The organism is Ensifer adhaerens (assembly GCF_002940685.1).
In the GTDB taxonomy this organism is placed as follows: domain Bacteria; phylum Pseudomonadota; class Alphaproteobacteria; order Rhizobiales; family Rhizobiaceae; genus Ensifer; species Ensifer adhaerens_E.
Window position 1 is genome coordinate 168,808 of record NZ_PNFP01000001.1, and the last position, 25,559, is coordinate 194,366.

The following is a 25,559-nucleotide window of genomic DNA, read 5'->3' on the forward strand; positions in this document are numbered from 1 at the left end:
ATCCAGGATCAGCTCCTGTCCGTATGGCCGAGATCGCGCTCCGGCTCGATGATGTCGCGGATGCGCTGCTTCAGTTCCTTCGGTCCCGGGAAGCCGCCGTCGCGCTTGCGCTCCCAGACGAGCGCGTCATTCACACGGATCTCGAAATTGCCGCCGGTGCCGGGAATGAGCGCCACTTCGCCGAGCGACTGGCCGAAGGTCTGCAGCAGTTCCTGCGCCATCCAGCCGGCGCGCAGCAGCCAGTTGCACTGGGTGCAATAGAGGATGGTGATGCGCGGCTTCTGGTCCATCGGGCGGTCTCGCATGTGTCTCGGGCGGCGACCATAGCGGCGGTGTGGACTGGAAACAACTCCATGCCGGAGTGCTTACTCACGCTGCACTCACATAATTGTCAACAAATTTAGTCATGTTTTTATCGGCGGGTAGCTTGCCTTGAGCGGTCGTCGCGGCGAGACATTGCGGCATTGCACAAATTGTCGCACCCCAACCGCCGGAGAGGCCACCGATGACCGACGTTACAGCTTCCACTTCCCGCCCGCGCGCCATTCTCCCGGCGCTGGAAAAGATCTATCTGCCGCTCGACACCTCCGCCGAGACGCTGCTGCGCGTCCTCGCTGGCGTCCTGCTCGCCGTGCACGGTTTCGGCAAGATCACCGATCCCTTCGGCGCGGTCGGCATGGTTGAAGGTCTCGGCTTTTATCCCGGCGTCTTCTGGTCGCCGCTTTTGGCCGCCACCGAATTCTTCGGCGGCATTTTGATCGCGATGGGTCTGCTGACGCGCCCAGCCGCCTTCGCCGGCATGATCGTTCTGCTCGTCACGGTCTATTTCCACGGCATCGTGCAGGGCGAAGGTCTCTTCGGCGCCGAAAAGTCGATCCTCTGGGCGGCAATCCTGTTCTTCTTCGCCATCCGCGGCGCCAACAGCCAGTCGGTCGACGCCAAGCTCGGCAAGCAGTTCTGATTGATCGAATCCGGCAAAAAAACGGGGAGGCGGTGACAACCGGCCTCCCCGTTTTCGTCTGTCGGCTGGCGTGGCTATCGCCGTCGGCAGCCTCTCAGGCGCTTTCCTTCGCCGTCACGCTGCGGATGGTCATCCGGTGCACCTTGCCCGACCGGTCCTGCCAGTCGATGGACTGCCCGACGGAGAGCCCGATCAGCGCCGCGCCGACAGGCGTCAGCACCGAGATACGGCCAGCCTCGATATCGGCCTCGCCGGGATAGACGAGCGTCACCTGCTTGGCAAAACCGTTGTCCGCCTCGAAAGCCACGGTGGAGCCCATCTGTACGCTGTCGGCGGGCAGCGCATCCGGCGCGCCGATCAGGGCGCGGTCGAGCTCGGAGAGCAGCGCCTCGGCCACATCAGGCACGCGCTCGAGTGCGGACGTGGCGAGTGCCGTCAGCCGCTTGTGATCTTCGGCATTGATGATGATCGGGGGAAGGTTCTTGCGGGATGCCGCCATGATGGGACCTGACACGTTCAATCGGAGCGCACGACAAAGGGCGCAATCGAAAAGGATTTCTGGAGATTCGGCGCTCGTTTAACCGCGTTCTGAAATTTCTTCTGCGAACGCGAAAGGCTCCCCTCACCCGGAGAGCGCAAGCGTCCGGGCCGGGGTCAGGTTCCTGCGATCGGGCACACCCGGAAGCAGCAGTGAGAAGAAATCGCCGGCATCATCATGCCCCAAGGGTCGGAAAGTTCGCGCGCGAAGTCAAGGCCCGCATGAACCCGTCCTGCATCATCGCATCGTCCACGTGACCTCTTGAACAGTGGCGGCGCTCGTGATCAATCTCGACTGGAGATGCGAAGGGATTGCGATGATGCGGGTGCTGGTGGTTGAAAACATGGCGAAGACCGAGCTCGGCCAGGTCGGCACGGCGCTTCGCGAGGCTAAGGCCGAGATCGAGTACCGCCGCGCCTATCTTGGCGACGCCATTCCCGAGACGCCCGAGGGTTACGATGCGCTGGTCGTGCTTGGCGGCGAGCAGAGCGCGCTCGACGACGCGGCCTATCCCTATCTGCCGGATCTTGCCGCGCTGATGCGCCGCTTCGGCGACAGCGATCGCTCCGTGCTCGGCATCTGCCTCGGCAGCCAGCTGCTCGCGCGCGCCTATGGGGGCAAGAACCTGCTGGGCGAAGCCAAGGAGTTCGGCTGGTGCGAGGTGCAGGTGCGTGGAGAAGGCGCTGAAGACCCGGTCCTTTCCAGCGTCGACGAGAGCTTCCCGATCTTCCAGTGGCACGGCGACACCTTCACGCTGCCCGAGGGCGCGGTCCATCTCGCCGAAAACGCCGTCACCCGGCACCAGGCCTTCCGCGTCGGTCGCGCCGCCTATGGTACCCAGTTCCACTTCGAGGCGGACACGCACCTGGTCGAGGACTGGAACCGCGCTTTCCCTGATACGATCAAGCGGCTCGATCCGACCTGGCTTGCGCGCTATCGCGAGCACGCCGCGCGCCATGGCCGGCAGGCGGATGCTGCGGGCCTTGCGCTGGCGCGCGCCTGGGTCACGACGATCGTTCGCCAGCAGGGTGGCGCGGCGACGGAGGAACTGGCGCTGGAGGAGATCGAAGGATGAGCGAAGCATTAGTCGGCGGCTGCTTCTGCGGCCGGATCCGCTATCGGCTGAAGGCGAAGCCGATGTTCGTCAACTGCTGCCATTGCAGCGATTGCCAACGGCAGGTCGGCAGCGCCTTCGTCGTCAACGGCGTCATCGAGCGCGACAACATCGAGATTACCGAAGGCGAGCCCATCGTTGTGATGCTGCCGACCGACAGCGGCCGCCCGCATGACGTTTTCCGCTGCGCCGAGTGCCAGACGGCGCTCTGGAGCGATTATGGCCGGCGCGGATGGCTTTCCTTCCTCAGGATCGCGAGCCTCGATCGCCCATCCGATTTCCCGCCGGATGCCCATATCTTCACCCGGTCCAAAGTGGGCTGGCTGTCGATCGAAGGCGGGGCACCGGTCTTCGAGGTCTATTACGACATGAAGACCCTGTGGCCGCCCGCAAGCCTAGCGCGGCGCGAGGCGGCGGAATCAAAGGCGAAAGCGACGTGAGCGGCAGCGAACGCGACAAGATGGCGGCTGGCGAATGGTACTCGTGCCTCGACGACGAGCTTGACGCCCTTCGCCTGACGGCGCGGGAAGCGGTCCACCAGCACAACACCATGCCGCCGGGCGAGCGCGGAAACATGGCGCCCGCCCTGCGCGCGCTCTTCGGCGCCGTGGGCGATGACGTCGTCATCGAGGCGCCGTTCCATTGTTCCTACGGCATCAACACGAGCCTTGGCGCCCGCGTCTATCTCAATGCCGGCTGCACCATCCTCGACAGCGGCCGCGTCACGATCGGCGAGAGGACGATGCTCGGGCCGAACGTGCAGATCTATTGCGCCGAACACCACAAGGACGCCGTGCTTCGCAGCCAGGGGCTCGAGGTCGCCCGTCCCGTGGTGATCGGCAGCCACGTCTGGATCGGCGGTGGCGCCATCATTCTCGGCGGTGTCTCGATCGGCGACGGCGCGATCGTCGGCGCGGGTTCGGTGGTGACGAAGGATGTGCCGCCTGGAGCGACCGTCGTCGGCAACCCGGCGCGCCCGCTCCGCAGACAGACCATTTGAGGCGATTTCAGGGGGACGATTTTCGATGAAGAACGAGACGAGTACGATCCATGTGCGCCCGGCGCGGCCGGACGACGCGCCAGCACTCAGCGCCTTCTTAAACGAGATCATCGCAATCGGCGGCACCACCGCCCACCAGACGCCGTTCACGCCGGAGCGCTTCGTCGAGCACTATCTTTCGGGTCCCGGCTTCGTCAGTTGCTTCGTCGCCGAGGACGAGACGCGTGAACCCTGTGCCTTCCAGGCTCTGGATCGCTGGGACGGAATCCCTAAGGACTGGGCCGATATCGGCACGTTCTCGCGCCCGGGCAACAAGGTTCCGGGTGCGGGCACGGCGCTCTTCAAGGCCACCTGCGATCACGCCCGCTCGATCGGCCTTACGGCCCTCAACGCCACCATCCGCGCCGACAACGTGGGCGGCCTCAGCTATTACGGCAAGATGGGTTTCGTCGACTACAGGGTCGACAAGGCGGTGCCGTTGGCCGATGGCCGGCCGGTGGACCGGATCTGGAAGCGGTATCTGCTCTGAGGGCGCGTCCGCTTTAGCCTCACCTAAGTCTGGGCGTCCAAACAAAAAGGGCGACCGAAGGCCGCCCTTTCAAACAAGGAATCATGCGGCGCCGCCGCTTACTCGTCGCCCATCTTGAGCGCGGCGATGAAGGCTTCCTGCGGGATTTCCACCTTGCCGAACTGGCGCATGCGCTTCTTGCCGGCCTTCTGCTTTTCCAAGAGCTTACGCTTGCGGGTGGCGTCGCCGCCGTAGCACTTGGCGGTCACGTCCTTGCGCAGCGCCGAGATAGTCTCGCGGGCAATGACGTTGCCGCCGATGGCCGCCTGGATCGGGATCTTGAACATGTGCTTCGGGATCAGCTCCTTGAGCTTCTCGCACATTTCGCGGCCGCGCTTCTCGGCCGCCATCCGGTGCACCATCATCGAAAGGGCGTCGACCGGCTCACCATTGACGAGGATCGACATCTTCACAAGGTTGCCTTCCTTGTGCTCGGTGATCTGGTAGTCGAACGAGGCGTAGCCCTTGGAGATCGACTTCAGGCGGTCGTAGAAATCGAAGACGACTTCGTTGAGCGGCAGGTCGTAGGTCAGCATCGCGCGGGTGCCGACGTAGGTCAGCTCGATCTGGATGCCGCGGCGGTCCTGGCAGAGTTTCAGGATGCCGCCGAGATAGTCGTCAGGCGTCAGGATCGTCGCGCGGATCCACGGCTCGTGGATTTCTGCGATCTTGACGACGTCGGGCATGTCGGCCGGGTTGTGCAGTTCGCGCTCCGAGCCGTCGGTCATGAACAGCTTGTAGACGACCGAAGGAGCCGTCGCGATCAGGTCGAGGTCGAATTCGCGCTCCAGGCGTTCCTGGATGATTTCAAGGTGCAGCAGGCCGAGGAAGCCGCAGCGGAAGCCGAAGCCGAGGGCCGCCGAGGATTCCATTTCGAAGGAGAACGACGCGTCGTTGAGGCGCAGCTTGCCCATCGCCGAGCGCAGGTCCTCGAAGTCGGCTGCATCGACCGGGAACAGGCCGCAGAAGACGACCGGCTGCGCCGGCTTGAAGCCCGGCAACGCCTTGTCGGTCGGGCGCTTGTCCTCGGTGATGGTGTCGCCGACGCGGGTGTCGGCCACTTCCTTGATCGAGGCGGTGATGAAGCCGATCTCGCCCGGGCCGAGTGCGTCCATGGCCACCATCTTCGGCGTCAGCACGCCGACGCGTTCGATCGTGTACTTGGCGTCGGTGCCCATCATGCGGATGGTCATGCCCTTTTTCAGCGTGCCGTCGATGATGCGCACGAGAACCATGACGCCGAGATAGGTGTCGTACCAGCTGTCGACCAGCAACGCCTTCAAGGGGGCCGTATCGCCGCCGTCGCTCTTCGGCGCCGGCAGTTTGGTGACGATCGCTTCGAGCACGTCGGGAATGCCGAGGCCGGTCTTTGCCGAAATCAAGACGGCGTCGGACGCGTCGATGCCGATCACTTCCTCGATCTGCTCCTTGATGCGGTCCGGTTCGGCCGCCGGCAGGTCGATCTTGTTGAGCACGGTGACGAGTTCGTGGTTGTTGTCGATCGCCTGGTAGACGTTGGCGAGCGTCTGGGCTTCCACGCCCTGCGACGCGTCGACGACGAGCAGCGAGCCTTCGCAGGCCGACAGCGAGCGCGAGACTTCGTAGGCGAAGTCGACGTGGCCGGGCGTGTCGATGAGGTTCAGCACATAGGTTTCGCCATCATTGGCCTTGTAGTGCAGGCGCACCGTCTGGGCCTTGATGGTGATGCCGCGCTCGCGCTCGATATCCATGCTGTCGAGCACCTGCTCGGACATCTCGCGTTCGGCGAGGCCGCCGGTGGACTGGATCAGCCGGTCGGCAAGCGTCGACTTGCCGTGGTCGATGTGGGCCACGATCGAGAAGTTGCGGATATGCGAAAGGGGCGTCTTCGAAGATGTTGTGCTCATGGGCCGCATATAGCAGTGCCTTCAACCGCCGCAAAGCGGGAAATGAAGGCTTCGTTCACTATAAATCAGGCTATTCGGCCCTTACCTCTGCCTCAACCAGTGCGCCGGCATTTGGCACCTGCGCGCTCTTCAGTTCGAAGCTCTCCCGTTCGGCGACCGGCACCTCGTCGCGCTTCCTGAGGCGGGCCAGCACGAAGAGGGCGTAGAGGGCCGCTACCGCCATGGCCGCATAGATGAAGGTGCGCTGGCCGAAGACGGGCGTCAGCACGGTCACCAGCATCGGCACGAGCGTCGCGGCAGCCGACCAGGCGACCAGCATGGTGCTGGCGAGCGGCACGAAATCGGCCGGGTCCGTGCGGTCGTTGGCATGCGCGTTGGCGATCGAATAGACGGTCTCGACAGCACCTGCAAAGAGCGCAAAGACCAGCATCAAGAGGATCAGGTTGCTGAAAGAGGCCGAAAGCGCGAAGAAACCGGCGGCGAGGATCAACAGGCAGGTGCCGATCAAAACGAGGCGGCGGTCGATCTGGTCCGACAGCGTTCCCATCGGGTACTGGATGGCGATGAGGCCGAACTGCATGACGAACATCAGATTGGCGACGTCGCCCTGGCTGACATTGTTGGCGGCCGCATAGATGGGCGTAAAACCCTGCACCACCATCGAAAGGCCGCCGGCGGCAAGCACGCCGATGAAGGCTACGGGGGAATTCCGCCAGACCATCGGGATGTCGATGCTGACCTTGGCGGGTGCCGGCGGGGTCGGCAGCCGCGTCAGCCCGATCGGCAAAAGCGCGAGCGCGGTGAAGAAGATGGTGACGAGCGGCGGCAGGTTGCCGTCGGCCGGGATCTGGCCGAACAGCCAGGCGCCGGTGCCGAGCCCGATGACATAGGCCATGTAGAACAGCGCCATCGCTTTGCCGCGCCAATGGTTCTCGCTCGCATGGTTGAGCCAGCTCTGGGCGATGATGAAGTTGGTGTTGCCGGACGCACCGTAAAGCCCGCGGGCGAGCACCCACAAAAGCGGATGCATGCCAAGCGCGATCGTCAGCGCCGAAAGGATGACGAGCGCCATCGAGCAGGAAAACGCACGGGCGTGGCCGACCCGGCGGATCATCGGCCCGGCGATGACGCAACCGATCAGCCCGCCGAAGGCGATCATCGTCACCGCTGCCCCCGGCACCCAGTCCGGTGCGTCCGAGCGCGTGAGCGCGAAGGGCACATAGGCGAGCATCATGCCGTTGCCGATCGCAACCGAAGTCATCGAGGCGACGATACTGGCGATCGAGGTCAGCGAGGAGGGCTGCTTTGTCATGTCCAACCTGTCGATGGAGGACGCATCCTGATGACGCGGATGCGGTGGATGAGAACTATCTAAAGTATTGAAGCGTAAGCTTTTCTCGTATCTGCGCATGAAGCTGCCACCATAGCCGAAGGATGGTCGCCGTGCTGTCGCCAAAGCGGCATCGCATGCCCGTATTTCCAATCTTTCTCAGTCTTGACTCCACTATATGAGAAATGCAATCTCAAATAATGGAAAACACCAGCGTCCCTCTCGAACATGCCATCGGCGAGCGCATCCGCACGCTGCGCAACGAACAGAACCTGACGCTCGACGAGCTTGCCGCAAGTTCCGGTGTCAGCCGGGCGATGATCTCGCGCATCGAGCGCGGCGAGGCGAGCCCGACCGCGCAGCTTCTCGCCAGGCTTTGCAGCGCGCTCTCGACCACGCTGTCAGCCCTTTTCGCCTTCGAAACCCAGCAGACATCACCGCTTGCAAGGCGCGCCGAACAGCGACTCTGGCGTGATCCGGAATCCGGCTATCTGCGCCGCTCCGTCTCGCCGGATGGCCTGGGCTCCCCGGTCGATATCGTCGAGGTCGAGTTTCCGCCGGGCGCCCGCGTGGCGTTCGAGCGGCAGCCGTCGGATCGGGGCATCACCCAGCATCTCTGGTTGTTCTCGGGCCGGCTGGAGATGACGACCGAATCCGGCTCTCATTCCCTTTCGGCCGGCGATTGCCTGTTCATGGGCCTGGGAGCGGGGCACATCTTCCACAACCCCCACGATGAGCCGGCTCACTACGCCGTCATCCTCTGCCGAACCAAGGTTTGACCATGTCCGAATTTGAGATCCGTCTGCTCGATGAAACTGAAGCCCGCGATGCCATCCCTGCGCTTGCCGAAGTGCTGTCCGACTGCGTCGAGGGCGGTGCCTCGGTCGGCTTCATGCAGCCCTATCCGCCGGAAGCGGCACTTGCCTATTGGCGTGGCGTTGCCGAGGCGGTTGCTGGCGGCGAGACGCTGCTAATGGTGGCGGAGGAGACGGGCCGCATCCTCGGCACGGTGCAGGTGGGGGTCGCGCAGATGCCGAACCAGCCGCATCGCGGAGACCTCAAAAAGCTGCTGGTGCATCGCGACGCCCGCGGCAAGGGGCTGGCGCGCCGGCTGATGGACGCGGTCGAGCGCGCGGCGGCGGCCCGCGGCAAGACGCTGCTGGTGCTCGATACCGCGACCGGCAGTGACGCCGAGGCGATCTACCCGCGCCTCGGCTGGGAGCGCGTCGGCGTCATCCCCGATTATGCCATGTGGCCGGAAGGCGGCCTCTGCGCCACGACGTTCTTTTACAAGCGGATCGCGGCTTAGCGGTCATTGCTGCGTGTCGCGATTGCCCCTCTCCTCGAGTTTAACCCGAGGACTAACCCTTTCCCCGCTCGCGGGGAGAGGGGACATGCGCGAGGTGCGGGCTGACCGCTTCACGCCTGATCGGAGAACCCGCGAGCGTACGACTGTGGCCGAGTGGGCGCCGCGCGTCTCCTTCGCCCCGCCTGCGGGGAGAAGGTGGCCGGCAGGCCGGATGAGGGGCATCCATTAAGGTTGCCAAGCCTGAAGCCTCGGGTAGGGTACGGGCACCCGTCTGTAGCCTCTTCAGGACATCCTCATGCGCATCTACTACTCCGAAGATCACAAGCTCCGCGACGCCAAGACCGAACTTTTTGGCGGCGAACTTGTGCCGCCTTTCGAGGCGCCGTTTCGCGCCGAATGGATCCTGGCGGCGGTGAAGGAAGCGGGTTTCCTTGATGTCGTGGCACCTGCGCGTCACGGTCTCGATGTCGCTCTCAAGCTGCACGCGCCCGATTATCTCGACTTCCTCGAAACCGCCTGGTTGCGCTGGGTCGCCGATGGCTACAGGGGGGAGGCGATCCCGGCCTGCTTCCCGGCGCGGCGCATGCGACAGCATCCGCCCAGGGATATCGACGGCGCGCTCGGCTACTATTCGTTCGCGGCGGAGACGGCGATCACCGAGGGCACCTATGCCGCCGCCCGCGCGGCGATGGACTGCGCCATTTCGGCCGCCGACCATGTCCATGCCGGCAATCGTGCGGCCTTCGCGCTCTGCCGCCCGCCCGGTCATCACGCGGCGATCGATCTTTATGGCGGCTATTCCTTCATCAACAACGCCGCCTGCGCCGCCCAGCGCCTGAGGGATCATGGCGCCAAAAGGGTTGCCGTGCTCGACGTCGACTTTCACCACGGCAACGGCACCCAGGATATCTTCTACGAGCGCGGCGATGTCTACTTCGCCTCGCTGCACGGCGATCCGGTCGAGGCCTTCCCGCATTTCCTCGGTTTTGCCGACGAGGAGGGTGCCGGTGCCGGGCTCGGCACGACGAAAAACTATCCGCTGCCGCGCGGCACGCTGTTTGACGCCTGGTCGACCGCGATGGCCGATGCGCTCGCGCGCATCGAGGCCTTCGGTGCCGAAGCCCTGGTCGTCTCGCTCGGTGTCGATACCTTCGAGCGCGACCCGATCTCGTTCTTCCGGCTGAAGTCTGAAGATTACCTGCGCATGGGCGAGGCGTTGCGGCGCGCCGGCCTGCCGGTTGTCGTCTGCATGGAGGGCGGTTACGGCGTGCCGGAAATCGGCCTCAACGTCGCCAATGTGCTGAAGGGGCTTTCCGGCTAGGCATTTCGCATTCGGAAAAATGCGCTTGCCTCTATTGACCTCAACTTTGCTTGAGGTCGTACGACTGCTCTCGTTCAAGAAGAGATCAAGAGGAAGAGAGCGATGAGCAGTCAATCGAATAGCGTGGCGCCACTTTACCGCATCAACAAATACACCGTGCCGGTGGAGGCACGGCAGCAGTTCGTCGAGCTGGTCGACAGGACGCTGGCCGTCATCCGCAAGCAGGATGGCTATGTGAAGGATCTGTTCCTGGAGCAGCATGCCGGCCCCGGCCAGTTCGATTTCATCACCATGATCGAATTCGCCAATGCCGACGTCGCGCCGAAGGTCGCCGCGGCGCTCGTTGAGTTCGACCGCCAGCTCGGCCTTGATCGCGAAGCGTTGATGAAGACGCTTGGCATCCGCACCGACTTCGCCAGCTACCGGGCTTTCGGCGGTCTGGCCGCTTAAGAAATGAAAAGGCCCGGCAGTTGGCCGGGCCGGTTCACATCTCTGACGTGAATACGCGTCAGGAAACGAAGAATGTCGACAGGCCCTGACCGGCGGCAAAGGCCATATAGGCAAGCACGGTGAAGTAGACCGTCGTCGCAACAAGGAAGAGATAGCCGCCGGCCACCATCAGCCCGTCGCGCTGGATGATGCCGAGCGAGAGAAGCAGGATTGCGATCCCCGGCAGCGTGTTCGACAGCGGGATCAGGCCGAGCGGGAACATCAGGAGAATGCCGCCGGCCATGATCATCAGGCCGTTGAAGCGGTTCATCAGCGCGCCCTGGGTCAGGAAGCCGAGACGCGGACGGACATAGCGGTCGAGCCTGGAAACGAGATCCGCCCCTTTTTTCAGCGTCGGCACCAGCTTTTCGGTCTCGATCCGGCGATCGAGAATGCGCTGCGGCATCCACGGCAGCCGGTTGAGCGTGACCGATACGGAGATCAGGATGATCGCCGCGCCGAAAACGGTGCTGACGCCGGGGATCGACACCGGAAGAAGAAATGGCAGCGTCAGCAGGGCGCACAGCAGCAGGAAGCCCTGTTCGCCGATCTCCGTCATCAGTTCGCGCAGCGTGATGGTCTCGCCACGGATCGAGGCAATCATGCCGTTGAGCGTGTCACTGAGACTGCGTTGCGTGTCGCCGAACTCGATTGCCATGAGCGCTTGCCTCTCTTTTCTTCGGTGCCCGTCCTATCAAGAGCGTGTGAAGGATCGGTTATTGTGTGCCCTGATGGCCACGCCTGCCGTTGGCGAAGCGGCATTTGCCGGCAAACCGTGGCGTGAATGGGACGCCTCTTCATCTTCCTGCCGCAATCCGTAGTATGAAGCAAATTCGAGCACCAATGGGGACAACTGATTCCATGATCAAGAAATGCGCCATTCTGGCTGTCGCGGCCATCTATCTTTCGGGATGCACCACCACCGATCCCTATACGGGTGAACAGAAGATGTCGAACACCGCCGGTGGCGCACTGATCGGCGCGGGCCTCGGCGCGGCAACCGGTCTGCTGGTCGGCGGCAGTGCGGCGGGACGCCGCGACTCCGCACTCGTCGGCGCTGCAATCGGCGGTCTCGGTGGCGGCCTGATCGGCAACTACATGGACAACCAGGAAGCCGAACTGCGCGCCCAGCTGCAGGGCACCGGCGTCTCGGTCACCCGCGCCGGCGACCGCATCATTCTCAACATGCCGTCGAACATCACCTTTGCGACCGACCGCGACCAGGTGATCCCGGCCTTCTACGACACGCTGAACTCGGTGGCGATCGTGCTGCGCAAGTTCAACAAGACGATGATCGATGTCGACGGCCACACCGATTCGACCGGCAGCGCCTCCTACAACCAGGGCCTCTCCGAGCGCCGTGCCGCTTCGGTCGCCAACTACCTGGCGGGCCAGGGCGTCGACCAGCGCCGCATGTCGGCCATGGGCTACGGCAAGGAGCGTCCGATCGCGTCCAACGGAAGCGAAGCCGGCCGCGCGCAGAACCGCCGCGTCGAAATCTCGATCGCCCCGATCAAGGCCTGATTGGTTGATATCGACGGCTTGCAATCGAAGGGCCGCGCCGCAAGGTGCGGCCCTTTCTCGTGGCCCTCGATCGAGAGCGCCGTGCGTTCATAGGAACGCAGAAGGGACGCTCTAGAAGCGATAGCGCAGCAGGCGGCCCATCCGGCGAAGCATCGGCAGCGCGCTGACGACATGCGCCGCAATCCGCGCCATTGGCGACAGGCGCGCGACCTGACCTGAATCATACTCGCTGATCTCGTCGAGCAGGGTCAGGCCGGGCACATCGCGCTCCAGCGCCCGCGCGTTTTCCAGCCCCCAGCGGAGCTCCGCCCCCGTCGCCCGCAAGGACGGGCTCAGCCGCAAAAGCTCGATGCCGAGATGGCTGTAGGCGTCAAAGACGATTTCTCCGCCGGCAAGGCAGGCGGTCAAACGTCGCAAGAGGTCGCGGACGTCCTGTTCGAAAAGATAGGGAAACACGCCCTCGGCGACGACGATCGCCGGGCGGTCGGCCGGAACGAGGTCGATCCAGTCACGCTCCGTTATCGACGAGGCGATCGTCGTGCAGCCGGCGCGCGCCGGGAAAAGCTGCCGCCGCAGGGCGATCACATCGGGAAAGTCGACGTCGAACCAGCCGATGGATGCGGGTGGGTCGAGCCTAAGGATGCGGGTGTCGAGGCCGCAGCCGAGGTTGAGCACGACCCCGTCCGGGTGGCGCCCGATAAAGCCGCGCGTCCAGCGGTCGAGCGTATCGGCGCGCACGGCGATCCCGATCGTCATGTCGTGGCCGGCATCAGGCGGTTTCGGCCTGCCGGCAAGCCGTCGCATCAGATCGGCGGCGAAGTGATCGTTAAGCAGGGAATCCGGGAACGCGCTCTCCGCGGCCTTCGCCTGGAGCGTGACCAGCAGGGTCTCCTGTACGCCGCGAAGGTCGATCTCCTCGGCTGCCATCCTCTCCTCCAAAGGGCGTCGGCATCCTGCCGCGCGCCTTGCATTGCGGGGCCGCCACCCGGGACGGCCCGCAATGGCACCTATTTGGCCGCCCGTCGCGCCCGCCAGACGCGGCCGGCCGTCAGCACCGCCAGCGCCGGCATCAGCGCGAACAGCCAGAAAAGCCAGCGCGTGGCGATCGCCACGCCTTCCGTCGAAGGCGTCTCGATGCCGGCGAGATTGGCGGTCAGCCCGGCCAAAGCTGCGCCGAGTGCTGCGGCAAAGAGCTGGACCGTGGTAATCGAGCTCGACGCCTTCTCCGCTTCGCCCTCCGGCGCAAATTCATAAACGGCCGTCACGATGTGCGGCCAGGCAAAGCCCATGCCGAAACCGACCGCCATGATGCCGATGCTGAGCGGTGCAGCGATCGTCATGAATTCCGCACCTGCCATCGGCATGAACAGGGCAATCAGCGCCAGACCGACGAAGCCGAAGGCCGGTCCGGCAAAGATCGTCTGCTTCGCGCTTTCGCCGTGCCAGTGGGCGCTGGTCATCGATCCGGCGGTCCAGCCGATCGACATCAGCGCCGCAATGTAGCCGGCTACCAGCGGCGACAATCCGTGCAGCTCCTGCAGGAGGTACGGCACGTAGATTTCCGGCTGCAGGCCGATCATCAGCAGGGTGATCGTAGCATAAAGGGCTGCCAGCGGGGAGGTCGGGGTGAAACTGCCGGAGGGTAGCAGCTTGCCGGCCGCGCGTTTCTCGACGACGAGCAGCGCCAGGAACAGGAGGATCGCGGCGCCGACGCAGCCTACCTGCTCCCCGGCCGTGCCGAGCGTGCTGGCGATGGAAAGCGCAAGTACGATGCCGACGAGCAGGGCCAGTTGCACCAGGGGGAGCGGCGTGCGTGCGCCTTCGCCGGCGGCCTTGCGCGGCAAGGTCGAGAAGGCGAGCGTTGCAAGCAGCGCCGTCAGCGGCAGGAGCGACCAGAAGGCGACGCGCCAGGTGGAAAACTCGGCGAACATGCCGCCGATCGCCGGGCCGACGAGCGTCGCCGTGCCCCAGGTGGCCGAGATCAGGCCAATGGCGCGCGTCCACAGCTCCGGCCGGAAGACTTCCCGGATCACGCCATAGGCGAGCGCATAGAGCAGGCCGCCGCCAAAGCCCTGGATCGCCCGGCCGGCAAGCAGCATCGCCATCGAGGGGGCGGCGGCACAGAGCAGCGTGCCCAGGCCGAAGACGAGCGCGCCGATCGCATAGGCGCCGCCGGCACCGACGGCGCCAAGAAGCCGGGCCGAAAGCGCTGCGCCGAGGATCGAGGCTGCGACGAAGACGGTCGTGCTCCAGGCGTAGTATTCGAGCCCGCCGATCTCGCGCACGATCGACGGCATGATCGTGGTGACGACATAGATGTTGAGCGCGTGCAGCGCGACGCCGCCACTCAGCACCAGCGAATGCACGGCGTTGCCGCCGGACAGAAGCGCGCGCCAGCCGGTTTCCTGATGGGGTGCGGGTGTTTTTTCAAGCATGTCAGTACCTCATGCAGCGGTATCGCCGCAAACGCGCGACCGGTCTGGCCGGTAGGGAGATCGCGTTTGCTGGGGCGATTTCGCCAATATCAGTGGAGCGCAGCCTCGCCGAAATGCGTGAGCTTGTCCGGGTTGCGCATGATGAAGATGTCGTCGACGTTTCCGTCGCCGTCATAACCGAAGGCGACGGTTGCGGCGATCTCGTTTTTCGCCTCGTCCCGAAGCACGATGCCGCGGCCGCCATTGATGTCGCCGATTTCCCAGACGTAGTGCGCCCAGTATTCGGTGAGCCGGTCGATGATGAAGGCGAGCACCGTGTCCTTGCCCGAGAGTACGCCGAGCACGGTTGCGACCTTGCCGCCGCCGTCGGCCGTCAGCTTCACATCGGCCGAAAGCAGTGCCGAGAGCGAGGCGACATTGCCGCCGTGGATCGCCTGATGGAAGGCGGACAAGAGTTCGTCCTGCCGCTCGCGCGGCGTCTGGTGCCGGGCTTTTTCCAGCCCGATGTTGGTCTTGGCGCGTGAGACCAGCTTGCGGGCGGCCGGTTCCTGCATATCGAGCGTTTCGGCCACTTCCTCATAGGGCTGGCCGAAGATTTCGTGCAGCAGGTAGGCGGCCCGCTCCTTCGGCGTCAGCCGTTCGAGCATCAAAAGGAACGCCGTGGTCAGCGACGAGGTCAGCGCCAGCTTTTCTTCCGCGTTGTCGTTGCTTGCCGTGTGGATCGGCTCGGGCAGCCATGCGCCGACATAGTCGACGCGCTTGCGGTGGGCGGCCTTCAACAGATCGAGGCAGCGACGGGTGCAGGCCGTTGTCAGCCAGGCCGCCGGCGTCTCGATCGTCGCACGGTCGACCTCCTGCCATTTCAGGAACGTATCCTGCACCGCATCTTCTGCGTCGGCCCGCGAGCCGAGGATGCGGTAGGCAAGGCCGAGAAGGCGCGGGCGCGCCTCCTCGAAGATCTGCATATGCTGCCGGTCGTTCATGTCAGTGCCTCGAAATCTGGATGCGGTTCCAAAGGTTGATCATCGCCACCGTCGCGGTGATGACGCTGATCTCCTTCTCGCTGAAATGCTGGCGCAACTCGGCGCGCAGCGGCGCGAAATCCGTGCGGGGCTCGAGTTCGGTCAGCGCCTCGGTCCAGGCAAGCGCTGCCTTCTCGCGCGGCGAAAAATCGGTGACCTGGTCCCAGACGATGATGCGGTCGAGCCGCTCGTTGCTCTCGCCCTCGGTGCGGGATTCCTTCGTGTGCATCTTCACGCAGAAGCCGCAGCGGTTGATCTGCGAGGCGCGCAGCTGCACCAGATTGTGGATCGTCCGGTCGAGGCCGTGCAGGTCCATGGTCTTGTGCACGTCGGCGAGCGCGCCGAGCACATCCGGGATTTCCTGTTCGTAGCGGACGGCTTTGCTATCGGTCATGGTCTCAACTCCATCGTTGTCGTGTTGCTTATGACCATTTGACGACCGACGCCGGACGCCTGTGACGCGGCGCTTCGATTTTTCTCGCAGGACACCGAGAAAAATGCATGACCTGATTATTTTGAAGAAGTTTCAATAATTTGAGAGTCGCGATTTCTCGCGGGGATGTCAGGCCTTCGGCGGGTAGCTGTGCTCGCCGCCGCGAAAATCGGTGACCGTGTAGCAACCGCCGCCGTCGGCAGCGATCGCCGCCGCGCTGATCACCGCCTTGCCGTGACCACCGGGAATGTCGAGGATATAGGTCGGTTGGCAGAGGCCGGAGACCCGGCCGCGCAGGGCCGCGACCAGTGCCTGGCCCTCCTCGATCGTGAGGCGGAAATGACTGGTGCCGGGCGCGAGGTCCGGGTGGTGGAGGTAATAGGGCTTGATCCGCGTTTCGACGAAGGCGCGCATCAGGCTGGCAAGCACCTCGGCATCGTCGTTGACACCCTTCAGGAGCACCGACTGGCTGACCATGACGATGCCGGCATCGATCAGCCGGGCAGAGGCGGTGCGCGCCTCCTCCGTCAGTTCGCGCGGATGGTTGGCGTGCAGCGCCACATAGGTCGCCTTGCCGCTGGCTTTGAGAGCCGCGATCAGGTCGGCATCGATGCGCGACGGCTCGACCACGGGCACGCGGGTATGGAAGCGGACGATCTTCACATGCGCGATCGGCTTCAGCCGTTCCATGAGTTCGGCGAGCCGGCGTGGCGACAGCACCAGCGGATCGCCGCCGGTGAGGATCACCTCCCAGATTTCCTCATGGCTTGCGATGTAGGCGATCGCGGCGTCGAGTTCGGCGGCCGTCAGCGTGCCCAGACCCTGCGGCCCCACCATCTCGCGACGGAAGCAGAAACGGCAATAGACCGGGCAGACATGCACGGCCTTCAACAGCACGCGGTCCGGATAGCGATGCACGATGCCGGCAACGGGGCTGTGCGGCTTGTCGCCGATCGGGTCCTCGCGCTCTTCGGGCAGCAGCGTCAGTTCGGCGGCGTCGGGCACGAACTGCCGGGCAATCGGATCATTGGGGTCGTTGGGATCGATGAGAGCGGCGATGGCGGGGCTGATCGCGACGGCGTAACGTTCGGCGACGGCGGCAACCGCCGCCTCGCGGGAGCTTTCGACGAGGCCGGCTTCGATGAGCTCGCGCGCGGTCTTGATCGGGCGATGGACGTTCACGCGCGTGTCTCCGCCACCGGTGCCCAGAGCACCTGGTCGATGCGTGCGGCCCCGGTTGCCAGCATCACCAGCCGGTCGAAGCCGAGCGCGATGCCGCTTGCCTCGGGCATGATCGCGAGCGCTGCAAGAAAATCCTCGTCGAGCGGATAGGTCTCGCCATAGACGCGGGCCTTTTCGACCATCTCCATCTCGAAGCGACGCCGCTGTTCCGTCGCATCCGTCAGTTCGCCGAAGGCATTGGCAAGCTCGACGCCGCAGGCATAGAGCTCGAAGCGTTCGGCAACGCGACGGTCGCGTGCGGCAGGACGCGCCAGTGCCGCCTCGGCGGTCGGATATTCGTCGAGGATCGTCGCGCGGCCGAAGCCGAGATGCGGCTCGATCTTTTCGACGAGCACCCGGCTGAAAAGATCGGCCCAGGTGTCGTCATGGGCGACCCGAAGGCCGGCTGCCGCCATCGCGGCGGCCAGATGGTCGCGGTCGGTTTCGCCATTGGCGGCGATCGAGGCCAATAGGTCGATGCCGGCAAAGCGCTCGAAGGCGTCCGCCACGCTGAGGCGCTCCGGAGCGGCAAAGGGATCGCAGGCCTGCCCCTGGAAAATGAACTGCTTCGTGCCGGTGGTTTCCGCCGCAAGCGCCAGGATCTCGGCGCAATCGCGCATCAGCGCTTCGTAGCTCTCACCGGCGCGGTACCATTCGAGCATGGTGAACTCGGGATGATGCAGCGGCCCGCGTTCGCGGTTGCGATAGACATGGGCGAAACAGGCGATGCGTTGCTCCCCGGCGGCAAGCAGCTTCTTGCAGGCAAATTCCGGCGAGGTGTGCAGAAAGAGCGGATGGCTCGAGCCGTCGTGGTTGAGAGCCTGCGTTTCGAAGGCATGCAGATGCGCTTCGTTGCCGGGCGAAACCTGCAAGGTCGCCGTATCCACCTCGATGAAGTCGCGCGCCTCGAAGAACCGGCGCAATGCCGATTGGATCCGGTTGCGGCCGAGAAGAAACGGGCGCCGGTCGGCATGGACATCGGGTGTCCACCAGGGTGAGGCATGCGACATGATCGGTTCGGTCCAGGCTTTCTTCGTGCAGATACCGGCTCAGGCTGGCTATTTGCGCGAAATTAGGGTAGTGGCGGCGCGAAATCCTTCTTTCCGCGTCCTTCAGGGCCCATGTTTCCGGCCCGCGGTGTCGCGCATACCTCTGTTACAAGGAAGACTAATGGTCAAGGTCATCGCTTCATCTGTCCGTAAGGGCAACGTTCTCGACGTCGACGGCAAGCTCTATGTCGTGCTCACCGCCCAGAACTTCCACCCGGGCAAGGGCACGCCGGTCACCCAGGTCGACATGCGCCGCATTTCCGACGGCGTGAAGGTCTCCGAGCGCTACCGCACGACCGAGCAGGTCGAGCGCGCCTTCGTCGAAGACCGCGAGCACACCTTCCTTTATGAAGATGCCGAAGGCTTCCACTTCATGAACCCGGAAAGCTATGACCAGCTGGTCATGACCACCGAGGACATCGGCGATCTCAAGGCCTACCTGCAGGAAGGCATGGCCGTCATTCTTTCGATCCACGAAGGCCTGGCGATCGCCATCGACCTGCCGCGCCACGTGATCCTCGAAATCACCGAGACCGAGCCGGTCGTCAAGGGCCAGACGGCGTCGTCGTCCTACAAGCCGGCGGTTCTGTCGAACGGCGTTCGCACGCTCGTTCCGCCGCACATCCAGGCCGGCACCCGCGTCGTCATCGCGACCGAAGACGGTTCCTACGTCGAGCGCGCCAAGGACTGAGGCGAAAGCCGACATCGCATTGGAGCGGGGACGGTGGCTTTAGCTGCCGTCCCCGTTTTCGTTTCGGCAGGCCTGGATGAGCAACCAGAAATTTAAGGGGCGCATTTCGAAAAACGGGTGCTAGGATGCCCGCGCTACGACGCGTGTCACGAGAGGGTCTGCATGTTCCCATTGTCGCATATGATGAAGTCGTTCATTCGCAAGGGTCGCCTGACGGTGATCGACGCCGACGGAAAACGCCACGTCTTTTCCGGAACGCCCGGGCCCGAGGTGACGATGCGGCTCACTGACAAGAAGCTCTATCGCAGTCTCGTCTTCAATGCGGAACTCGCCGCCGGCGAAGCCTACATGGACGGCACCATGCGCTTCGAGGAAGGCTCGACGCTCCGGGACTTCCTGACGCTGTTTTCGATCAACCGCCTGTCGCTTGGCTCCTATCCGATCCAGAAGGTGCTGCGCGCGGTCAAGATGCGCTTCCGCAAGCGCCAGCAGGCCAATCCCAAGGGCAAGGCGCAAGAGAACGTCGCGCATCACTACGATCTCGGCAACGAATTCTACAAGCTGTTCCTCGACGAGAACATGCTCTACTCCTGCGCCTACTTCCGCGAACCCAACGAGACGCTCGAGACGGCGCAGCGCAACAAGCTCAGGCTGCTTGCCTCCAAGCTCTGCCTGGAGCCCGGCATGAAGGTGCTCGACATCGGCTGCGGCTGGGGCGATCTCGCGATGTATCTCGCGCAGCTGGCCGACGTTCAGGTGCTCGGCGTCACCCTTTCCAAGGAGCAGCAGGCGCTTGCCACCGAACGGGCGCGCAAGGCGGGCCTGGCGGACCGGGTGCGCTTCGAGCTCAAGGACTATCGTGACGTTCAGGGACCGTTCGACCGGATCGTTTCGGTCGGCATGTTCGAACATGTCGGCGTGCATCACTATGACGAGTTCTTCAAGAAGCTGAACGCGCTGATGCCGGATGATGGCGTCGCCGTCTTGCATTCGATCGGCCATATGAGTCCGCCCGGCATGGCGAGTTCCTGGCTTCGCAAGTACATCTTCCCCGGCGCCTATTCGCCGGCGCTGTCGGAGGTCTTCGAGGTCGTCGAGCGCAACAGTCTCTGGGTCAGCGATCTCGAATTCCTGCGGGTGCACTACGCGACGACGCTCGCCCATTGGGGCGCACGCTTCGAGGCCAACCGCGACAAGGTGATCGCCATGTATGACGAGCGCTTCGCCCGCATGTGGGAGTTCTACCTGATCAGCGCCGAGATGATGTTCCGCACCGGCAGCCAGCTCGTCTTCCACATGCAGCTGTCGCGCTCGCGCGATGCGGCGCCGATCGTGCGCGACTACATCACCGATCGCCAGCGCGATTTCATGGCCCGCGAGCAGGCGCTCGCACTCACCCTTTGAACGCGTGATCGCTGTCGCCGTGCCAGCGCAGCCGTTTGTAGTCGAAGCCGAACTCGAGCGTCGGCTTGACGATCGCGAAGAACGGCGAGAGGTCGAAATCCCTGGGCGTGTAGAGCGAATGATGCCGGATGTGCAGGATCTCCTCGCGTGAATAGGTCGAGGTCGCAGCCGCCCGCCCGGGCGCGCGGGTGACCTCCGGCAGGATCGGGTAGCGGATCTGCTCGAAGGCTGCGGCGATCAGTGTCGAGCAGATCGCCCGTGTCGGATCACCGGAGCCGAAGGCAAGCAGCCGTCGTCGCCAACGCACCGGCACCGGCGGCGTCGGCAGGAAATAGCGCAGCATGTCGAGGATGTTCTTCAGGTCGTATTTCATCCCGAGCCTGGAGATCATGAAGCCGACGAGCGCCGTGCGGTCGTCCGGCGTCAGCGCGATCGGCCGGCAGATGCGCGTGTTGAACGAGGCGTATTTCTTCAGCGGCACGGCGACGCAGCCCTCACCGATGTTCACCTCGATCAGTTGCGGCCGCTCGATGACCGGCAATGTCGCCTGATCGAGCGTCAGCGGCATCTGGTCGCCGGCGAAGAAGGCTGCATGCGACCAGGTCGATTGCGTCAGATACTTGATCGCCGCCGATACCTTCTGGTTGCCCTCGATCAGGAGAACGTCGCCCGGGCGCAGCGTGCGCGCAAGCGTTTCCTGGTCGGAGGGCGTGTAGGGTTCGTAGCCCGATGTCTGCGCTTGCAGGCGCGCGGCAAGCCGGGCGCCGAGACGGTCCAGCAGCGTGTCCTTGCTTTCGGAAAGCGGATAGATGGTCCTCATCGAGGCGATTGCTCCGGGGAGGGGAATGAGATTCGCGAGTGGCCGGCATGGTGGCCGAGCCGCGACACTCTGTCGAGCGATTGTTACATGATTGCATGGCTTTGGCCTTGACGGTGCGATTCAGGGTTTCTATTTTAGAATCATTCTAAACAAGGTTTTCTCCCAATGTTTTCCCGCCTCTTCTCCCGTTCCAAACGTCCGTTTCTTTCCTTGAGCGAGCAGGAAATCCTGGCGCTCGCCATCTCCTCCGAGGAGGACGACGGGCGCATCTACCTCGCCTATGCCGACGCGCTTCGGGTGCAATATCCCCACTCGGCAAAGGTGTTCGAGGAGATGGCGGAGGAGGAAAGCCACCACAGGCAATGGTTGATCGATCTGCACATCCAGCGCTTCGGCAACCGCATTCCGCTCATCCGCCGCGAGCATGTGCGCGACTTCCCCGAGCGCAAGCCCGACTGGCTGATCGCCGAAATGCCGATCGAAAAGGCGCGCGAGGAGGCCGAAGCGATGGAGGAGGCGGCGCACCGCTTCTATGTCGAGGCCGCCGCCAGAACCCAGGATGCGGCGACCCGCAAGCTGCTCGGCGACCTCGCGATCGCCGAGAAGTCGCATGAATCGCTCGCCCGCCGGCTTGGCGAAGAGCACACGCCCGAAGACGTGCGCGCCGAGGAGGACCAGACCTCGCGCCGTCAGTTCATTCTCACCTACGTTCAGCCCGGTCTCGCCGGGCTGATGGACGGCTCGGTGTCGACGCTGGCGCCGATCTTTGCCGCCGCCTTCGCCACCCAGGACACCTGGCAGACCTTCCTCGTCGGCCTCTCGGCCTCCGTCGGCGCCGGCATCTCCATGGGCTTCACCGAAGCCGCCCACGACGACGGCAAGCTTTCAGGGCGCGGCTCGCCGATCAAGCGCGGCCTTGCCTCGGGCATCATGACCGCGCTCGGCGGTCTCGGCCATGCGCTGCCCTATCTGATCCCGCATTTCTGGACGGCGACCGCCACCGCGGCGGGGATCGTGTTCTTCGAACTCTGGGCGATCGCCTTCATCCAGAACCGCTACATGGAAACGCCGTTCCTGAGAGCCGCATTCCAGGTGGTGCTTGGCGGCGGCCTGGTGCTTGCGGCCGGCATCCTGATCGGCAACGCCTGAGGCCGCAGGAGCAGATACGAAAAAGGGCCGGTTCGACCGGCCCTTTTTCAAGCTCTTCGCTATGCTGAAATCAGTTGCCGACCGAGCCGACGACGATTTCCGCGCCGTTCTGGATCGTGACCCAGCGACCGCTGTGGTTCGAGGCCTGGCGCTTCAGGTAGCGATAGGGCGTGTTGGTCCAGAGCTTTACGCCGTTTTCGAGATTGTCGAGAATGAAGTCGCCCTGCGCGGTGCGCACGGTCAGCACCGCATGGCCTTCGCCATCGGGCTTGCGCACCACGGTGATCAGGAGGTCGCTGGCCGAGAAGCCCTTGCTCATCAGGCGCTTGCGCTTTTCGAGCACGAAGTCCTCGCAGTCGCCGGCATTGTCAGGATAGGACCAGACTTCGTCCCTGCCGTGCAGTTCCAGGTCGGTGATCGGCGTGATCTCGCGGTTGACGGCGGCATTCACCTGCCGGATCGTCGCCCAGCCACGTTCGGTCACGCGGGCCGCAACCGTGCCCTTGGAGCGCACATTGCACTCGCTCTTGTACGTCTGGCAGAATTCGTAGTGGCCGATCGGCTGCGATGTGGCTGAGCCGGTCTGCATCCATGGAGAAGAGCCTGCCTGTGCAGGAATTGCCGTGTTTGCTGAAATGAAAAGTGCGCAGACTGCCGCGATACTTCCCTTAACCCCAGTCCAAGACGCCATACAAGTCCCCTGCGACGCGGTATGCCGGACGCTCTCTGTCCGGACGTATTCGCGCAATCCTGAGTTGAAGGCAGCTTGTTTAGGTTCGTCCCCGGCGCTGCTCTAATCGTTAATAAAGAGTTAATAACGTCGGGGCGGCGGAGTCAATCTCCGGAATCGAGGCATAGGGTTTTATGGTTAAAACCAGGATCGGACGCGCGCGAACCGTTGCGCCGCAGGGGGTCTGCGACGCAGGACGGCTTTTGTCCTCAAGGTTCGGTCGGAAAGGAAGGAATAGTCCGGCGAGGGCTCAGGCGAGCATCGTGCCGATGGCCTGTTTCATTTTAGCGATGTCTTCTTCACGCGAGAGGCGATGGTCGCCATCGCGAATGAGCGTCATGACGACGTCGTCGGCGGGCAGGTGCTCCATCAGCCGCAAGGCGTGGGTATAGGGCACGTCGGGGTCGCGCATGCCCTGCAGGATGTGTACCGGGCAGCCGGTCGTGATCGTGCCGTCCAGCACCCGGTTGGCCCGCCCGTCCTCGATCAGCGCGCGGGTGAAGATGTTCGGCTCGGGGCTGTATTCGGAAGCCTCCTCGAAATAGCCGCGCTCGGCAAGCGAGGCCCTCTCGGCGTCCGACAGGTTGGGCTCGATCAGTTCGGCGGTAAAGTCCGGTGCCGGCGCGATCAGAACCAACCCGGCGACCCGGTCGCCTTCGCCGCGCTTTCTCAGCTCCTGGATCAGGCGCAGCGCAACCCAGCAGCCCATCGAAGATCCGATCAGCACAAGGCGCCCCTTGGTCGCGTGCTCGACGACCGCAAGGCTTTCCTCCAGCCAGCGCGAGATCGTGCCGTCGGTAAAGGCGCCGCCGGAGGCGCCGTGGCCGGAATAGTCGAAGCGTACGCAGTCAGTGCCCCGTTCTATGGCGTAGCGTTCGACCTCGACCGCCTTGGTGCCGGTCATGTCCGAGCGGTAGCCGCCGAGCCAGACGAGCGTCGGCTGCCCGGAGGGCTTGTCGGCACGCCACACGCGCATGGCGATCCTGCGCCCGGCTCCCGCCGCGCCGACCTCGATGAAGCTGATTTCCGTCTCGGCTGGCGTATTCTGCATGCAAATTCTCTCCAAAGGCCGGTTTAGCGGGTGATTTTCTTTCTAAAACAGATTCGTCTTGCTATCGACAGGTGGTGATTTTCCTTGCAAGCCGTGCTATTGACTCTGGCGCCGCAATTCACACATTGCCGTCGGTGACAGATTCAGGCGCTTCGTTTGGGATCGCGCCGGCGATCGAATTAAACAACATTTTTGGAAATAGCTCGAGGAGAGTACGACCATTCGCAGACCGTTCAAAGCGGACGCCCCCGTCAAGGAGGGGCCGCGCTCAAACAAGGAAATCCGGGTTCCCCGGGTTCAGCTTATCGATGCCGAAGGCCAGAACGTCGGCGTCGTTCCGATCGACCAGGCGCTCCGCATGGCGGACGAGGCCGGTCTTGATCTGGTGGAAATCGCGCCGAACTCCGAACCGCCGGTGTGCAAGATCCTCGATCTTGGCAAGCTGAAGTTCGCCAACCAGAAGAAGGCGGCCGAAGCGCGCAAGAAGCAGAAGATCGTCGAAATCAAAGAAATCAAGATGCGTCCCAACATCGACACGCACGACTATGACGTGAAGATGCGGGCGATGAACCGGTTCTTCGAGGACGGCGACAAGGTCAAGGTCACGCTGAAGTTCCGCGGTCGCGAAATGGCGCACCAGGAACTCGGCATGAAGCTTCTGCTGCAGGTCAAGGACGACACCCAGGCGATCGCCAAGGTGGAAGCCGAGCCGAAGCTCGAAGGCCGCCAGATGATGATGGTTCTCGCGCCGCGCTAAGCCGCTTGCCGCCCATCCATCGCAATCGACGAAAAGCCGCCTCCGGGCGGCTTTTTTTGTTGTCGATCCTTTTGCCTTTCCTGACAGAGCGCTGACAATTGTCCTCAGCGAGCTGTCAGGCATCCCGTGCCATTCTCTCCGCATCGCATCGGGAGAAGGAGCCGAGATCATGACTTCAGTGCTGCGAAAGGCCTTGCTCGTTTCTACGGTCGCCGTCTGCGGCCTCGTTTCGGCGCCGATCGGCGCTTCGCTCGTTGCCGGCGGTGCCGCGCATCCTTTCTCGACCATGGCGTTGGCCGACGACGATGATGACGACGACAACAGTGGTCGCGGTGGTGGTGATGATGACGACCGTGGCGACGATCGCGACGATGACCGAGACGATGACGATCATCGCGGCCCCGGTCACCGCGACGACGACGATGACGACATCGACGACGACTTCGACGATGCCCGGGATGACCATGAGATCGAACTGCGGGTTACCGACGAGAGCCTGCGAGGTCTGCGCAACGGTTCGCTGGTTGCCGTCGACAATCTCGGCCGGGTGCTCGAGGTCGATGTGGAATACGAACGGGGCGTTCGCGTCGTGACGGTCGAGCCGCGCGACAGCGATATCCGCCGCAATCCCGGACCGATCGGCAGCGTCTCCATCCGGCCGGCATTCTGATCCGGCCGCAATTTGCCCGGCGCATTAGCCCCACACCATGCGCCGGAGCAATGGTCGGCCGTCACCAGCCCCGCCCGGCGGCCCGAC

Annotated in this window: 29 protein-coding genes; 15 read left to right on the forward strand and 14 right to left on the reverse strand. The window is 63.9% G+C overall.

Annotation, left to right across the window (positions count from 1 at the left end; translation table 11 throughout):
- Nucleotides 1-8: 8 nt before the first annotated feature.
- On the reverse strand, nt 9-290 hold the full coding sequence (locus tag C1A35_RS00865) for a SelT/SelW/SelH family protein (RefSeq protein WP_104662489.1): 282 nt from the start codon (nt 288-290) through the stop codon (nt 9-11).
- A gap of 215 nt (nt 291-505) precedes the next feature.
- On the opposite strand from C1A35_RS00865, the gene C1A35_RS00870 reads away from it, so the two are divergent.
- Nucleotides 506-961 carry a DoxX family protein gene (locus C1A35_RS00870; RefSeq protein ID WP_104662490.1) on the forward strand — a complete coding sequence of 152 codons (456 nt, stop codon included), beginning with the start codon at nt 506-508 and terminating at the stop codon, nt 959-961.
- A 94-nt stretch (nt 962-1,055) separates the two neighbouring features.
- Here the strand turns inward: C1A35_RS00870 and rnk are convergent, their stop codons facing one another.
- The gene (gene rnk, locus C1A35_RS00875; RefSeq protein ID WP_104662491.1) at nt 1,056-1,460 is read right to left on the reverse strand and encodes a nucleoside diphosphate kinase regulator; all 405 of its coding nucleotides are present in this window, start codon (nt 1,458-1,460) and stop codon (nt 1,056-1,058) included.
- A 358-nt stretch (nt 1,461-1,818) separates the two neighbouring features.
- Here rnk and C1A35_RS00880 point away from each other — a divergent pair, with 358 nt between their 5' ends.
- From C1A35_RS00880 to C1A35_RS00895, 4 genes are read left to right on the forward strand one after another with little or no spacing between them, the layout of a single operon-like run.
- Nucleotides 1,819-2,574, forward strand: a complete 756-nt coding sequence (locus C1A35_RS00880) for a type 1 glutamine amidotransferase (protein WP_104662897.1) — start codon at nt 1,819-1,821, stop codon at nt 2,572-2,574.
- Nucleotides 2,571-3,053, forward strand: coding sequence for a GFA family protein (locus tag C1A35_RS00885; protein WP_104662492.1), 483 nt, complete (start codon nt 2,571-2,573; stop codon nt 3,051-3,053). Before C1A35_RS00880 ends, C1A35_RS00885 begins: the two co-directional genes overlap by 4 nt.
- Complete coding sequence (locus tag C1A35_RS00890; RefSeq protein WP_104662493.1) at nt 3,050-3,613, forward strand: sugar O-acetyltransferase; 564 nt, start codon at nt 3,050-3,052, stop codon at nt 3,611-3,613. The genes C1A35_RS00885 and C1A35_RS00890 overlap by 4 nt, the downstream gene beginning before the upstream one ends.
- Before the next feature lie 25 nt (nt 3,614-3,638).
- Nucleotides 3,639-4,142, forward strand: coding sequence for a GNAT family N-acetyltransferase (locus C1A35_RS00895; RefSeq protein WP_104662494.1), 504 nt, complete (start codon nt 3,639-3,641; stop codon nt 4,140-4,142).
- A 98-nt stretch (nt 4,143-4,240) separates the two neighbouring features.
- On the opposite strand, the gene lepA is transcribed toward C1A35_RS00895, so the two are convergent.
- Nucleotides 4,241-6,067, reverse strand: a complete 1,827-nt coding sequence (gene lepA, locus C1A35_RS00900) for a translation elongation factor 4 (protein WP_407065194.1) — start codon at nt 6,065-6,067, stop codon at nt 4,241-4,243.
- 70 nt (nt 6,068-6,137) lie between these two features.
- Nucleotides 6,138-7,379 (reverse strand): MFS transporter, encoded by a 1,242-nt coding sequence (locus C1A35_RS00905; protein ID WP_104662495.1) that lies wholly within the window; start codon nt 7,377-7,379, stop codon nt 6,138-6,140.
- Nucleotides 7,380-7,597: 218 nt separating this feature from the next.
- On the opposite strand from C1A35_RS00905, the gene C1A35_RS00910 reads away from it, so the two are divergent.
- The 4 genes from C1A35_RS00910 (at nt 7,598) to C1A35_RS00925 (ending at nt 10,477) form a co-directional block, all read left to right on the forward strand.
- The gene (locus C1A35_RS00910; protein ID WP_199772827.1) at nt 7,598-8,176 is read left to right on the forward strand and encodes a helix-turn-helix domain-containing protein; all 579 of its coding nucleotides are present in this window, start codon (nt 7,598-7,600) and stop codon (nt 8,174-8,176) included.
- A 2-nt stretch (nt 8,177-8,178) separates the two neighbouring features.
- Nucleotides 8,179-8,706 (forward strand): GNAT family N-acetyltransferase, encoded by a 528-nt coding sequence (locus tag C1A35_RS00915; RefSeq protein ID WP_104662497.1) that lies wholly within the window; start codon nt 8,179-8,181, stop codon nt 8,704-8,706.
- 295 nt (nt 8,707-9,001) lie between these two features.
- Nucleotides 9,002-10,027, forward strand: coding sequence for a histone deacetylase family protein (locus C1A35_RS00920; RefSeq protein ID WP_104662498.1), 1,026 nt, complete (start codon nt 9,002-9,004; stop codon nt 10,025-10,027).
- A 102-nt stretch (nt 10,028-10,129) separates the two neighbouring features.
- Nucleotides 10,130-10,477 (forward strand): antibiotic biosynthesis monooxygenase, encoded by a 348-nt coding sequence (locus C1A35_RS00925; protein WP_104662499.1) that lies wholly within the window; start codon nt 10,130-10,132, stop codon nt 10,475-10,477.
- Between the two features lie 58 nt (nt 10,478-10,535).
- Here C1A35_RS00925 and C1A35_RS00930 read toward each other — a convergent pair whose 3' ends face one another.
- A complete protein-coding gene (locus C1A35_RS00930) occupies nt 10,536-11,174 on the reverse strand; it encodes an exopolysaccharide biosynthesis protein (RefSeq protein WP_104662500.1) in 639 nt (212 codons plus the stop codon).
- Between the two features lie 203 nt (nt 11,175-11,377).
- On the opposite strand from C1A35_RS00930, the gene C1A35_RS00935 reads away from it, so the two are divergent.
- On the forward strand, nt 11,378-12,040 hold the full coding sequence (locus tag C1A35_RS00935) for an OmpA family protein (protein ID WP_104662501.1): 663 nt from the start codon (nt 11,378-11,380) through the stop codon (nt 12,038-12,040).
- 111 nt (nt 12,041-12,151) lie between these two features.
- Here the strand turns inward: C1A35_RS00935 and C1A35_RS00940 are convergent, their stop codons facing one another.
- From C1A35_RS00940 to epmA, 6 genes are all read right to left on the reverse strand, one after another.
- On the reverse strand, nt 12,152-12,967 hold the full coding sequence (locus C1A35_RS00940) for a class I SAM-dependent methyltransferase (RefSeq protein WP_104662502.1): 816 nt from the start codon (nt 12,965-12,967) through the stop codon (nt 12,152-12,154).
- A gap of 80 nt (nt 12,968-13,047) precedes the next feature.
- Nucleotides 13,048-14,475, reverse strand: a complete 1,428-nt coding sequence (locus tag C1A35_RS00945) for an MFS transporter (RefSeq protein WP_104662503.1) — start codon at nt 14,473-14,475, stop codon at nt 13,048-13,050.
- A gap of 89 nt (nt 14,476-14,564) precedes the next feature.
- The gene (gene sigJ, locus C1A35_RS00950) at nt 14,565-15,458 is read right to left on the reverse strand and encodes an RNA polymerase sigma factor SigJ (protein ID WP_104662504.1); all 894 of its coding nucleotides are present in this window, start codon (nt 15,456-15,458) and stop codon (nt 14,565-14,567) included.
- A 1-nt stretch (nt 15,459) separates the two neighbouring features.
- Entirely contained in the window at nt 15,460-15,891 is a 432-nt protein-coding gene (locus C1A35_RS00955; RefSeq protein WP_104662505.1) for a carboxymuconolactone decarboxylase family protein, read from the reverse strand.
- Nucleotides 15,892-16,059: 168 nt separating this feature from the next.
- Nucleotides 16,060-17,112: a lysine-2,3-aminomutase-like protein gene (locus C1A35_RS00960; protein ID WP_104662506.1), complete on the reverse strand. Its 1,053-nt coding sequence runs from the start codon at nt 17,110-17,112 to the stop codon at nt 16,060-16,062.
- A complete protein-coding gene (epmA, locus tag C1A35_RS00965) occupies nt 17,109-18,161 on the reverse strand; it encodes an EF-P lysine aminoacylase EpmA (RefSeq protein WP_104662507.1) in 1,053 nt (350 codons plus the stop codon). The genes C1A35_RS00960 and epmA overlap by 4 nt, the downstream gene beginning before the upstream one ends.
- Nucleotides 18,162-18,321: 160 nt before the next feature.
- Between epmA and efp the strand changes: the two genes are divergently transcribed.
- The gene (gene efp / locus C1A35_RS00970; RefSeq protein ID WP_104662508.1) at nt 18,322-18,891 is read left to right on the forward strand and encodes an elongation factor P; all 570 of its coding nucleotides are present in this window, start codon (nt 18,322-18,324) and stop codon (nt 18,889-18,891) included.
- A gap of 162 nt (nt 18,892-19,053) precedes the next feature.
- On the forward strand, nt 19,054-20,295 hold the full coding sequence (locus tag C1A35_RS00975; RefSeq protein ID WP_104662509.1) for an SAM-dependent methyltransferase: 1,242 nt from the start codon (nt 19,054-19,056) through the stop codon (nt 20,293-20,295).
- Here the strand turns inward: C1A35_RS00975 and C1A35_RS00980 are convergent.
- Entirely contained in the window at nt 20,285-21,115 is an 831-nt protein-coding gene (locus C1A35_RS00980; protein ID WP_104662510.1) for a lipo-like protein, read from the reverse strand. The two genes, C1A35_RS00975 and C1A35_RS00980, sit on opposite strands and share 11 nt — an antisense overlap.
- 165 nt (nt 21,116-21,280) lie before the next feature.
- Between C1A35_RS00980 and mbfA the strand changes: the two genes are divergently transcribed.
- On the forward strand, nt 21,281-22,264 hold the full coding sequence (gene mbfA / locus C1A35_RS00985; RefSeq protein WP_104662511.1) for an iron exporter MbfA: 984 nt from the start codon (nt 21,281-21,283) through the stop codon (nt 22,262-22,264).
- A 70-nt stretch (nt 22,265-22,334) separates the two neighbouring features.
- Here mbfA and C1A35_RS00990 read toward each other — a convergent pair whose 3' ends face one another.
- Both C1A35_RS00990 and C1A35_RS00995 read right to left on the reverse strand, forming a co-directional pair.
- Nucleotides 22,335-22,955, reverse strand: coding sequence for a transglutaminase-like cysteine peptidase (locus tag C1A35_RS00990; RefSeq protein ID WP_104662512.1), 621 nt, complete (start codon nt 22,953-22,955; stop codon nt 22,335-22,337).
- A gap of 289 nt (nt 22,956-23,244) precedes the next feature.
- Nucleotides 23,245-24,045 carry an alpha/beta hydrolase gene (locus C1A35_RS00995; protein WP_104662513.1) on the reverse strand — a complete coding sequence of 267 codons (801 nt, stop codon included), beginning with the start codon at nt 24,043-24,045 and terminating at the stop codon, nt 23,245-23,247.
- Nucleotides 24,046-24,265: 220 nt separating this feature from the next.
- Between C1A35_RS00995 and infC the strand changes: the two genes are divergently transcribed.
- On the forward strand, nt 24,266-24,802 hold the full coding sequence (infC, locus tag C1A35_RS01000) for a translation initiation factor IF-3 (protein ID WP_104662514.1): 537 nt from the start codon (nt 24,266-24,268) through the stop codon (nt 24,800-24,802).
- Nucleotides 24,803-24,971: 169 nt separating this feature from the next.
- Complete coding sequence (locus tag C1A35_RS01005; RefSeq protein WP_104662515.1) at nt 24,972-25,472, forward strand: hypothetical protein; 501 nt, start codon at nt 24,972-24,974, stop codon at nt 25,470-25,472.
- Nucleotides 25,473-25,559: the final 87 nt, after the last annotated feature.